This window comes from Bifidobacterium apis (assembly GCF_036986835.1).
Classification (GTDB): domain Bacteria; phylum Actinomycetota; class Actinomycetes; order Actinomycetales; family Bifidobacteriaceae; genus Bombiscardovia; species Bombiscardovia apis_A.
In genome coordinates, this window is sequence record NZ_BTXD01000003.1 from 131250 (window position 1) to 142809 (window position 11560).

Annotated in this window: 11 protein-coding genes; 3 read left to right on the top strand and 8 right to left on the bottom strand. The window is 63.8% G+C overall.

Annotated elements, in window-relative coordinates; genetic code table 11:
- Window positions 1–115: 115 nt before the first annotated feature.
- From AACP62_RS07530 to AACP62_RS07540, 3 genes are read left to right on the top strand one after another with little or no spacing between them, the layout of a single operon-like run.
- Window positions 116–2023, top strand: coding sequence for a bifunctional ADP-dependent NAD(P)H-hydrate dehydratase/NAD(P)H-hydrate epimerase (locus AACP62_RS07530; protein ID WP_154313504.1), 1908 nt, complete (start codon window positions 116–118; stop codon window positions 2021–2023).
- 28 nt (window positions 2024–2051) lie between these two features.
- Complete coding sequence (locus AACP62_RS07535; protein ID WP_154313505.1) at window positions 2052–2834, top strand: 2,3-bisphosphoglycerate-dependent phosphoglycerate mutase; 783 nt, start codon at window positions 2052–2054, stop codon at window positions 2832–2834.
- 24 nt (window positions 2835–2858) lie between these two features.
- Window positions 2859–3797 (top strand): LysR family transcriptional regulator, encoded by a 939-nt coding sequence (locus AACP62_RS07540; RefSeq protein ID WP_154313506.1) that lies wholly within the window; start codon window positions 2859–2861, stop codon window positions 3795–3797.
- 19 nt (window positions 3798–3816) lie between these two features.
- On the opposite strand, the gene AACP62_RS07545 is transcribed toward AACP62_RS07540, so the two are convergent.
- The 8 genes from AACP62_RS07545 to pyrB form a co-directional block, all read right to left on the bottom strand.
- Entirely contained in the window at window positions 3817–4935 is a 1119-nt protein-coding gene (locus AACP62_RS07545; RefSeq protein WP_154313507.1) for a DsbA family protein, read from the bottom strand.
- A 156-nt stretch (window positions 4936–5091) separates the two neighbouring features.
- Window positions 5092–5841 carry an orotate phosphoribosyltransferase gene (gene pyrE / locus AACP62_RS07550; RefSeq protein WP_154313508.1) on the bottom strand — a complete coding sequence of 250 codons (750 nt, stop codon included), beginning with the start codon at window positions 5839–5841 and terminating at the stop codon, window positions 5092–5094.
- Window positions 5838–6785: a dihydroorotate dehydrogenase gene (locus AACP62_RS07555; RefSeq protein ID WP_154313509.1), complete on the bottom strand. Its 948-nt coding sequence runs from the start codon at window positions 6783–6785 to the stop codon at window positions 5838–5840. Before AACP62_RS07555 ends, pyrE begins: the two co-directional genes overlap by 4 nt.
- The gene (locus AACP62_RS07560) at window positions 6782–7627 is read right to left on the bottom strand and encodes an iron-sulfur cluster-binding protein (RefSeq protein WP_154313510.1); all 846 of its coding nucleotides are present in this window, start codon (window positions 7625–7627) and stop codon (window positions 6782–6784) included. The genes AACP62_RS07555 and AACP62_RS07560 overlap by 4 nt, the downstream gene beginning before the upstream one ends.
- The gene (gene pyrF, locus AACP62_RS07565) at window positions 7624–8685 is read right to left on the bottom strand and encodes an orotidine-5'-phosphate decarboxylase (RefSeq protein WP_154313511.1); all 1062 of its coding nucleotides are present in this window, start codon (window positions 8683–8685) and stop codon (window positions 7624–7626) included. Before pyrF ends, AACP62_RS07560 begins: the two co-directional genes overlap by 4 nt.
- Window positions 8686–8687: 2 nt before the next feature.
- A complete protein-coding gene (locus tag AACP62_RS07570) occupies window positions 8688–10112 on the bottom strand; it encodes a dihydroorotase (RefSeq protein ID WP_154313512.1) in 1425 nt (474 codons plus the stop codon).
- 1 nt (window position 10113) lies between these two features.
- Entirely contained in the window at window positions 10114–10527 is a 414-nt protein-coding gene (locus tag AACP62_RS07575; protein ID WP_154313513.1) for an aspartate carbamoyltransferase regulatory subunit, read from the bottom strand.
- Window positions 10524–11531 carry an aspartate carbamoyltransferase gene (pyrB, locus tag AACP62_RS07580; protein ID WP_339347480.1) on the bottom strand — a complete coding sequence of 336 codons (1008 nt, stop codon included), beginning with the start codon at window positions 11529–11531 and terminating at the stop codon, window positions 10524–10526. The genes AACP62_RS07575 and pyrB overlap by 4 nt, the downstream gene beginning before the upstream one ends.
- Window positions 11532–11560: the final 29 nt, after the last annotated feature.

Below are 11560 nucleotides of genomic sequence, written 5' to 3' on the forward strand. Positions count from 1 at the left end.
AAATAGGCAGACCTTATAACGCTTGCAGGACAAGGCCATCGGATAGAGTGGAGCCAGCACGTGGCCGGCCCTGCCGCCGCCGCACGTGGACCTTTTGAATGAGGGGTGTGATGCCATGAAGCCGTCATCAGATGAACGCCGCGAAGCCCGGCGGACCCTGGCCACCAGCGCCTATACCGCCGACATGATCCGATCCCTGGAGCAGCCGTTTTTGGATGACGGGGTGCCCCTGATGCGCATTGCCGCCGGATCCCTGGCCTCCGTGGCCGACGTCATGCTGACCCAGGCCGGGCTGGAGCCGGCAGGAGCCAGGATCGTCCTGCTGGCAGGGGCCGGCAACAATGGCGGCGATGGGCTCTATGCCTCGGCTGATCTGGCCGGGCATGGAGCCGATGTGACTGTGGTGGCGACCGGGCGCAGCCTGCACCAGGGCGGGTTGGATGCCCTCCTGCGCGCCGGCGGAGTGGTCACTGCCCTGGATCCCCAGGCAGCCATCCAGGGCTGCGAGGCACCAGTAGGACCGGACCAGGCTTCCGAGGAGCTGGACCAGGCCCTGGAGCTGTGCCGACAGGCGGATTTGATCATCGACGCCATGACGGGTATCGGTCTCAAGGGTGCATTGCGCGGCATTCCCGCAGCTCTGGCCGCAGAACTGGGCATGGAGAGCGGTCTGCCCGACAGACCAGCCTGGCACGACCCCGCCGGACAGGATGGCCCCCTGGTGTTGGCTGTAGATACCCCCTCCGGCGTGGACATTGATGAAGGCACCCTGCCCGGGGCCTACATCCCGGCTGATGTGACCGTGACCATGGGGGCCATGAAGCCCTGCCTGATGCTGCCCCCGTCCGCCTACGTCTGCGGCAGAATCGTCCTGGTGGACTTCGGCTTCGATACCTCGGCCCTGGTCCCCAGCGTCTCCTGCATGAACGCCGAGGACTGCGCCGGTCTCCTGCGGGCGCCCCGGGTCGATGACACCAAGTACAGCCGGGGCGTGGTCGGCCTGGTCACCGGATCCGCCCTCTACCATGGAGCCGGGCTGCTCTCCAGCAGGGCTGCGGCCAGCGGCAATGTGGGCATGATCCGTTACTGTGGCCCCGAACAGGTGGGCAACCTGATCCTGCAGGAGCTGCCCGAAACGGTCCTGGGCCGTGGGCGGGTCGAGTCCTGGGTGCTGGGCTCGGGCGTGCCCACCCGGCAGGCCCAGGAGGCCGCCGGACCTGAAGGCCAGGACGGCCAGCGGGACCTGATTGCCGACATACTCAATCGTCAGGCCGCGGACCTGGACGAGGACGATGCAGCGGCCGACCCGCCGGTGGTGGCCGATGCAGGAGCCCTGGATCTGCTGCCGGACCGACTGGGCCCGCGTACCGTGCTGACCCCGCATGCCGGCGAGATGGCCGCCCTGCTCAACTCGCATGGCGAGAACGTGGACGGCGACCAGGTCATGGCCGAACCCTTGCGCTGGGCTGTCCGCGCCTGCCAACTGACCGGGGCCACCATTCTGCTCAAGGGGGCCATCACGCTGGTCGTCGGCGAGGACGGCACCGACCGCCCTCGAGTCATGACCACCGGTTTCGGCCCAGCCTGGCTGTCCACAGCCGGATCAGGGGACGTGCTCTCCGGAACCATCGGGGCCATGCTGGCCCAGAACGCCGGACCGATCCAGGATGATGCCACACTGATGGTGGATCTAACGGCTGCCGCGGCCTTCCTGCACGGACTGGCAGGTTCTCTGGCCAGCGGCGGCAGGCAGACCGGCTGGGAGCAACCGCTGATCTTCGACCCCCGCAAGCCTCAGGACTTTGCGGATCTGGTTGCCGAGGACAACCAGCCAGAGGGTCAGGGGGTCGTTGCTGGGCACATGGGACAGCCAATCCGCGCCGGGCAGGTGGCCGATGCCCTACCCAGGGCCATAGGACTGGTCATGTCCAGAGCCGAAGGGGCTGCTGAACAGATCGACCAATCCATCCAAGACGGAGACGATGCCTCTCAATTCTTCGAAAACAGCTCACTTTGGTTCTAAGCATGTGGTTGGAAAAGGAGTTGATTCGATGACCGCGCAGCTCATCGTCATGCGTCACGGAGAGAGCGTCTGGACTCAGAAGTCGGTCAACCGTTTCGCCGGTTGGGTGGACGTACCCCTGACGGAACGCGGACTGCAACAGGCCCGCCATGCCGGACAGCTGCTCAAGAAATCAGGCTTGCTGCCTGAACTGGTCTTCACCTCCCTGCTGACGCGGAGCATCATCACCGCCAACACTGTCCTGGACCTTGTCGATCGGGCCTGGATTCCGGTGGAGCGCACATGGAGGTTGAACGAACGCCACTATGGCGCCTTCCAGGGACAGACGCGACCGGCCATGCTGGAACGATACGGCCAGCAGCAATTCAATATCTACCGGCGTTCCTACGATGTTCGGCCGCCTGCCATCGCAACCGATTCACCCTACTTTCAGGGACGGGATCCGCGCTATGCCCCGGCCATGGGCGACGAGTTGGACAGCCAGAATCCGGCCGAGATCCGTGCCGAGTGCCTCAAGGACCTGCTGATTCGCCTGCATCCCTACTGGCGCAGCCGGATAGCCCCCAACCTGGCCCAGGGTCGGACTGTGCTCATCGTCACCCACGGTTCCGTGGTCCGCAGCCTGATCAAGGTCCTTGAGGGCGTAGACGACAAGGACATCCGATCCATCAATGTACCCACCGGCGTGCCCATGGTCTACAGCTTCGAGACCGATGGAGACGGCAACCCCCAGGTCCAGGGACCGGGTCGCTATCTGGATCAGGAGGCCGCAAACCAGGGCATGGCGGAAACCGTGGCCCTGGGCCGATAGGGCCTTGGGTATAGATTGGCTTATATGACACTGCTCCAACTGCGCTACATCGTCAAAATTGTCGAATGCGGCTCCATGAACGAGGCCTCGCATGAGCTCTACATCTCCCAGCCGGCCCTGAGTTCATCGGTCAAGGAGCTGGAGAACGAGCTGGGCATCGAGATCTTCACCCGCCATTCGCAGGGGATTGCTCTGACCGTGGACGGGGCGGAATTCCTGACCTACGCCCGGCAGATTCTGGACCAGACCGACCTGCTGGAGGCCCGCTACCGGCAGGTCAGGCCCCGCAAGCAGCTCTGCCGGGTCTCCACCCAGCACTACATGTTCGCAGTCGAAGCGTTCGTGGAGATGATCAACTCCATCGATTCGGACGAGTACGAATTCACCATACGGGAGACGCGCACCAGGGACATCATCGACCAGGTGGCCACCCTCCAGTCGGAGATTGGCATCATCTACGAGTCCGACTTCAACAAACGGGTCCTTTCCAAGATGCTCCGCGAGAAGCACCTGGACTTCCACCCTCTTTTCCGCGCGGACCTGCATGTCTTCATCGCCCGGACCAACCCCCTGGCAGATCGGGCCATGGTGACCATGAAAGACCTGGAACCCTATCCCTTCCTGCAATATGAGCAGGGCGAAGAAGGCTCCTTCTACTTTGCCGAGGAGGCGGTCTGGCCCGACTACTCCCCCAAGCAGATCACTGTGAGCGACCGGGCCACCATGCTCAACTTCATCGTGGGGCTGAACGCCTACACGGTCTGCACAGGCATCGACAACGAGGATCTGAACAACGAGAAGATCGTCAGCGTCCCCTTGGAATCAGATGAATCCATGCTGGTGGGTTGGATCGTCAACAGCCGGACCAAACTGTCCCACGCTGCCGAACTCTACTTGGACAAGCTGCGCCAGGTGGTGTCCAACCACGGATACTCGCTGATTGAACAGGAGTCAGGCGAGTAGCAGCAAAACAAGCAACCGGTCACTGTACTTTCAGCGCTTTTCCTTGGGCTCCGATGGATGGCATCTTTCCTTGATGACCCACATCCTGCGATTTGAGCCCCAGGGCCTTGAGCAGGGCTTGGTCCAGATGTTCCAGCCCTCCCTGGCTCTTTGCCGCTGCGGTCAAATCCCAGACCTTGCCGTTGATCATGATGGTGGGTGTTGAGAACTCGCCCTTGGCGTCCTTGGCATCCTTCCGGGTGATGGCGTAGTCGTTGACCTTGTCCACCCATGGCCTGTAGGTGCCCTGGGCGAAACGGTCTGCCAAGGACCTGGGCACTCCAGCTCCCACGGCCTGGTCGGCCAGGCGCGCGTCGGAGACGGCCTGATAGGAGCTTTCATCAGGCTGGAAGTCGGTGGCAAAAATGGCAGCGGCGAAGGCCGGCAGATGATCCGGGTCCTCCTGGGCCACCATAGCCAGGGCGTTGTCCACGCGACTGGAGTACTCGTCGCTTGAGGCTGAATCCAGGAAGTTCAAAAAGTTGTAGGTGACGTTGATCTGGCCGGCGCTGATCATGCGCTGCAGCTGCGGATCGATGACCCGGCCCACCTTGCCACACCAGGGGCACATGGGGTCCATGAAGATCTCAAGGGTGGGCGCATCGGCAACCTTCTTCTTGCTGCCGACCCCTTTGGCTGAAACGGTCAGCCCTCCTTGGTCGTCGGCCACCGAAGGCTTGACGGCGACCTCTTGCAGATCCTTATAGGCCGTGGCGTCTCCGCTGGGAGCCTGACCGACTTGCGCGGTCGATGCTCCTGAGGAGGGCTTTTGGGCAGACTGGCCGACTCCAGAATGTTCTGCCCATAGCATGTATATGCCTGCCGCAAGCACCAGCACAAGAGCCACCGCCACCAGTATCAGCGGAAACCTCCGCAAGCGCTGTGCAGACGCACTTTCTTCAGACTCGCTCTCCTGGGGCTGGCCTGCCTCTGCCGGTTCATCCTCAGTCGCAATATGACTATCAGCAGATTCAGCCACAGCTGAAGGGTTCACTGCGTCAGCTGCTGTGGCCGAAGCGGTAGGCTTCACCGAATCCACTGCATCGTCCCTAGTCTGGTCCGGTTCCTCATGACCGTTCTGCTCCTGCGGTTTCGTCATGATCCATGGCCTTCCTTGCGATGATGATCCGCCGGCCTGCCCGTCGGACCTTTATTAATCTACACGAGGGTCATCCGGCAGAATGACCATCCGAAGAAGGTGCGTCAATGTGGTACGAATGCACAATTCGCATGTTGATATAAGACGGTCCTTTGCTCAGGCCCCGTAGCGCTCCAGATAGTCCCTGGCGGCATCTGCCGTGCGCTGGTCCAGAATGGGTGACCCGTCCGGGCCCTTCATGGAGGCAGCAGCATCGAAGATCTGGCGGACGTTGACGATGCTGATGACCGGGAAATGGAACTCGTCCATGATTGACTCCACAGCCGAGCCCTGGCCTTGACCGGTGCGCTCCATCCGGTCTACAGAGAGCACCAGGCCGACGATGGTGACCTTGGCCTGGGACATGATCTTGGGCACCACCTGGCGAACCGCGGTTCCGGCGGTCATGACGTCATCCACCAGCAGCACCCTCATGCCGTCCTTGAGCTGCGTGCCGACCATAAGGCCTCCGTCGCCATGGTCCTTGACCTCCTTGCGGTCAAAGGTATAGCCGACCGGCATTCCGTGTGCCCCGCTCAGTGCTATGGCTGTGGAGACGGCCAGGGGAATCCCCTTGTAGGCTGGGCCGAAAACCGTGTCGATGTCGGCGGGAAGGGTCCCCTGCTTCACGGCCTGAACAATGGTCCGGGCGTAGAACTCCCCCAGCAAGGCAATCAGCCGTCCGTCGTTGAAAGCCCCGGCATTGATGAAGTAAGGCGAGCGCCGCCCCGACTTCAGGGTGAAGTCACCGAACTTGAGCGCTCCGCTCTGGAGCAGGAAGCTGGTGAAGCCCTCCTGGATGCGGAGGGTCTGCTCCTGGGCATCCCCGTCATGGTTGGCCTTGTCTTCTGCTGCGGATGCACTCATCGCCAGCATTCCCCTTTCTTGAGCAAATCGGCCAGATCGGGCCGCTCGTCCAACAGATCGTCCAGTTCCCGAGCCACCCGCATGGGAGCCACAGGATCCACCAGGGCCGCAGCCCCCACCTCCACGGCATTGGCCCCCGCATAAAGGAATTCCAAGGCCGTGCGTCCCGAGTCGATGCCCCCGATGCCGATGATGGGAATGTCGGGCAGTGCCTGGCGCACCCGCCAGACGAAGGACAAGGCAATGGGCAGGATGCAGGGGCCTGAGACACCGCCGGTGCCTTGGGCCAGGATGGGTTTGCCTGTAGTAATGTCGATGCGCATGCCTACCAGGGTGTTAATCAGGCTGAGGGCATCCGCTCCCCCATCGACGGCCGCTCGGGCCACCTCTACGATGTCGGTGACGTTGGGGGTCAGCTTGACCACCATGGGCTTGTCGGTCAGAGCCCGAAGGCGGGTAATCAGCCGGTTGAGGGCCTTGGCGTCAGTGCCCACGGACATCCCCCCATGTGAGACGTTTGGGCAGGAGACGTTGATCTCCAACATGTCCGCCGGGGAGTCGGCCAAGCGTTCCACGACGGTGGCATAGTCCTCGTCGCTGTGACCGGCCACATTGGTGACCACGTTGGCTCCAAGGGCCTTGAGTCTGGGCAGCTCGTCCACCAGGTAATGGTCTACGCCCGGGTTCTGCAGGCCCACGGAATTGACCATGCCGGCTGGGCTCTCGGCGGTCCTGGGCGTGGGGTTGCCTTCCCAGGGAACCGGTGAAACCCCCTTGGTGGAGATGGCGCCCATCTGGGAGACATCATAATAATCCCCGCAGGCATCCAGGTTGAAGGTGCCCGAGGCCGTGCCCACCGGGTTCTTCCAGGGCGTGCCGGCCACAATAGTGCCATGCCGCCAGACGTGTGGCTCCAGAGGATCCATGATTGTCAGCCCGCTCATCGTGTCTCCTTCTTGTCCTCGTCTGCATCCCAGATCAGACGGTCGGCGGCGAAGACCGGGCCGTCCTTGCAGACCTTGAGCCTGCCGTCCACGGTGTCGACCACACAGGCCACGCAGGTGCCGTAGCCACAACCCATCCGGGACTCCATGCAACACTGGGCCGGCAGACCTGTCTTGCGGGCCCAGGCGGCCACGGCCCGCATCATGGGCAGAGGTCCGCAGGTCAGGATGATGGTCCGCTCGGGATCGATGTCGCCGCGAACACGGTCCAAGAGGGTTATGACATCCCCGGAGGCATTGTCGATGGACTCCAGCCGGTCGGTCAGCGAACCCATGATGGCATCGGCAAACCGGTGGTCACGGTAGCCCAGCAGGGCGGTGGTGTGCACATCGGACCGGCCTTGCAGGCACTGGGCTGCGCGGATCAGCGGGGGGACGCCCAGACCACCACCCACCAGCAGATAGTGGGCCGGCTTCTCCAGGTCGAAGCCATGACCAAGGGGCCCCAACAGGTCCACAGCCATGCCTGGCTGCAGTCGGGAGAATTCGTAGGTCCCTTGGCCCACCACGGCGAAGATGATCTCAATCTGCTCGCCCTCCAGAACCCGGCTGATGCCGAAGGGTCTGGGCATCATGGTCATGCGGTCAGACGAGTAGAGGTTGATGAAGGTTCCTGCCGGAGCGTGGGCCGCCAGGTAGGGGTCGCAGATGGTCATCCGCCAGACCTGCCGGTCCAGGGGCTCCATACCAGTGACCTGGGCCGTGCGGCGTCCGGGCATCCGACCCGCCTGTCGGGCCTGCTCCTCCACCCGGCTGGTGGATATGAAGAGGTTGGGTTTCATCGGGCCTCCTTGATCGCCTGATTGAGATCGTCCTTCATGGCCTCTGCGGCCCGGCGGGCATCGCGGGTGACCATACCCAGGGCCGCCTGGACGCTCAGCTGCGGGCTGTAGTCCGGATCCTTCCGCCAGGCTGCGATGATCCCCCGTGAGGAGTTGACCACAGCGCCGCCGCCGGACCGGTCGAACATGGGCGCCACGTCGGCCGCCGAACCACCCTGGGCTCCGTAGCCGGGGACCAGGAAGAAGGTGTGGGGCATGGCCCGGCGCAGCAGTGCGCCGTCCTCAGGGTGGGTGGCGCCGACCACAGCCCCAAGCCTGGAGTAGCCCGATTCGCCGATGGAGGGCTGCCCCCAGGATTCGACCAGGTCGCCCAGGCGTTGATAGATGGTGCCACCGCCCGAGTGAGTGTCCAGACCCAGCTCCTGGATCTGACTGCCCGAAGGGTTGGAGGTGCGCACCAGGGCGAAGAGGTCACCCTGGATGTGCTCGGCCGCCTGCAGGAGGGGCTCCACCCCGTCGGAGCCCAGGTAGATATTGATGGTCAGGGCATCCTCATACCAGGGGAACCTTCCCCCTGCCCGGGTCGGCCCATCCACTGTCTGTCCTGGATTGAAGGGCAGGGGAAGCCCGTCCAGATGGGCGGCATAGGCCTCGGCTGTTGAGCCGATGTCCCCGCGCTTGACATCCCCGATGACGTAGAGGCCGCGGTCGGCTGCGGCCCGGCAGGTGCCGGTGTAGGCCCTGATGCCCCAGGCTCCCAGGGCCTCGTACATGGCGATCTGAGGCTTGACTGCAGGCACCAGGTCGGCCACGCCCTCCAGGATGGCCAGGTTGAAGCGCAGATAGGCCCGGGCCAGGTGGTCCGCCCAGACAGCCTGGGCCTGCTCACCCTGGGTCTGTTGCGGATCCTTGGGGTCCAGACCCATCTGGGCCATGCTCCCAGCGGCACGTTGTCTGGCCTGTTCGATCAGCTGGCCGGGCAGCAGTTCCGGTCGTGGATCCAGGCCGACCACAGTCGGATTTTGCTTGTCCTGAATGAGCGCGGTCAGTCGGTCCATGCTCAGATCCTTTCCCTGGGGATGAGGCGGCTTGCGGGCAGGCGGGAGAAGACCAGACGCCCATCCTTGATGGTGGCCATGACCCGTCCGGCCAGTTCCGCCCCTGCGAAGGGGGTGTTCCTCGCCTTGGAGTGGAAACGGCTGGGATCAACCTTCCACTTGGCCTCAGGGTCCAGGATGACCAAGTCAACGGGCGGCTGGCCGGTCTCGCTGGGCTTGTCGGCCTCCAGTTGAAGGGGACCGGTGTCGGCCTTATTGACCTTGTTGGCAGTGTTCGAAGGCAGGTCTTCAGGCAGGAGCCGATGCACGCCCATGAGCCCGGCCGGAGCCAGGGACATGAGCTCGATCAAGCGGTCATGGCTGATGAGCCCGCTTTTGACCAGAACCTGGTTGCAGACCGCATATGCAGTCTCCAGGCCGATGATGCCGTTGGGGGCATCCTTGAGCCCCAGCGCCTTTTCAGCAGCAGTATGTGGGGCGTGGTCGGTGGCAATCATGTCCACAGTGCCGTCGGCCACGGCCTCAAGGGCTGCCTGCTGGTCGGCGCGGGAGCGCAGCGGAGGGTTCATCTTGGCCATGCTGCCGCAGCGCAGCAGGTCCTCGTCGCAGAGGGCCAGATAGTGGGGCGCGGTCTCGCAGGTGACCGGTAATCCACGGCCCTTGGCCCGGCGGACGGCCTCGAATCCCCCGGCGGTGCTGACATGCTGCAGGTGCACCCGGATGCCGGTACGTTCCGCCAAGACGATGTCCCGATTGATGATGGCGGTCTCGGTCGAGGCTGGAATCCCCTCCAACCCCAGTCGGCGGCTGACGGCTCCAAGGTTGACCTGACCGTGCTCGTGGTGTTCGCAGTGATCCAGGATGGGCACGTCGAAAGCCCTTGCGTTGGCGGCCACGGCCTCCAGTGTCTGATCGGTGACGGCCGAGCCGTCGTCGCTGATGGCCACTACGGGGTGTGCCCATCCGTGGCCAGGCAGGTGGCCCGACCAGTCGTCAGGGTTCGAGGCCTGACGGCCAGCCCGATCCAGGGTGGCCGCCACGCAGAGGGCATAGCCCACCGGCAGTCTCAGCCCGTGGTCCTGCTCGTAGGATTCCAGGTAGTCAATGACCGTGCGCCCGTCGGCCATCCTGGCGCGTCCGTCCATGGCTGGCTGGGTGTTGGGCATGAGCAGTATCAGCCCGTAGCCTCCGGCGGCTGCGGCAGCTGTGCCGGTGACCATGTCCTCCTTGTCGGTCTGGCCAGGGTCCCGCAGATGGACGTGGGGGTCGATCAGGGCGGGAGCCAGCACCAGCCCCGAGGCGTCTATCTGATCCACCTCTGCCGACATGGCACCGGTCTCGTCAATCAGCGCACCATTGGCGGCCTGGGGAAGTACCAGATCGACCGCCCTGCCGCTACGCCAATCAGTCAACCCCAGCAGCCGCATGTCAGTCTTCAGCCTTCTCGTCGCAGTAGTCGCAGCGGTAAACCCCGGCAGCGTCCAAGTGGAAGCGTTGGTCAACGCCGGTCTCCACAGTGGTCACGCACCGGGGGTTGACGCAGGTGATGACGTTCACCAGATGACTGGGGCGGTCCGGCTGATGCTTGCTGACGATCCTGCCATCCCGAACCACGTCCACCGTAGCCTCGGGGGCGATGAACCCCAGGGCGGTCAGGTCCAGATCCCCGGTCTGCTCGATCTTGATGATGTCCTTGGACCCGTACTTGCGGCTGTCCGTATTCATGATGAGGGCCAGCCGGGTCTTCGCCGGATCCACGCGCAGGTAGTGCAGCACCTTCAGGGCTGTGCCTGCACGAACGTGGTCGATGATGATGCCGTCAACGATGCTGGTGACCTTCATGCCGCCACCTCCTTCTGCTCGCGGTAACCAGGCAGCTCGTCACCCAGCAGGGCGCTTTCCAGGGCCATTCTGACCAGCATGCCGTTGCGGACCTGCTGGAAGTATGCCGCACGCGGATCATCGTCCACCTCCACGGCGATTTCGTTGACCCTGGGCAGGGGGTGGAGGATGGCCATGTCGGATCGCGCAGCCCGAAGCTTGTCGGCATTCAGAATGTAGGTGTCGCGCAGGCGCAGGTAGTCGTCCTCGTTGAAGAAGCGCTCCTGCTGGACACGGGTCATGTAAAGCACGTCCAAGTCGCCGATAACCCCGTTCAGGTCCCCGGTCTCCCGGTAGGTGCAGTCGGCCGAGGAGCGGATCCTCTCCAGGACGTATTCGGGGGTGCGCAGCTCGTCGGGGCTGATCAGGACGAAATCCACGTGGCCCAGGCGGCAGAGGGTGGCGATCAGGGAGTGGACGGTGCGACCGAAGGTCAGATCCCCGCACAGGCCGATGATCAGGTGGTTCAGCCGACCCTTGCGGGCGCGGATGGTGGCCAGGTCGGTGAGGGTCTGGGTCGGGTGCATGTGTCCGCCGTCGCCGGCGTTGATGACCGGGACCGTGGCTGCCTGGGAGGCCACCAGGGCGGCACCCTCCTTGGGGTGGCGGATGGCCACGATGTCGGCATAGTTGGAGACGGTCTTCAGGGTGTCGCTGATGGACTCCCCCTTGGAGACGCTGGCCAGCTGTGCGCCGGCGAATCCGATGACCTGGCCGCCCAGACGGAGCATGGCGGTCTCGAAGCTGAGCCGGGTGCGGGTGCTGGGTTCATAGAAGAGCGTGGCCAGGACCCGGCCGTCGCAGGTGTGGGCCACCTGACGGCGATGGGTGTCGATGTAGGCCGCCCGATCCAGAAGGTCCAGGATCTGGGTCATGGGAATGTCGTCGAGGGTTACCACACTTCGCCCACGAAGAGGAACGACGTCGGAAGAGGTTTTGGATGCGTGATCAACTTGTTGGGACAACGGCTCACCTTCCTCAAGGTGGCCACCTT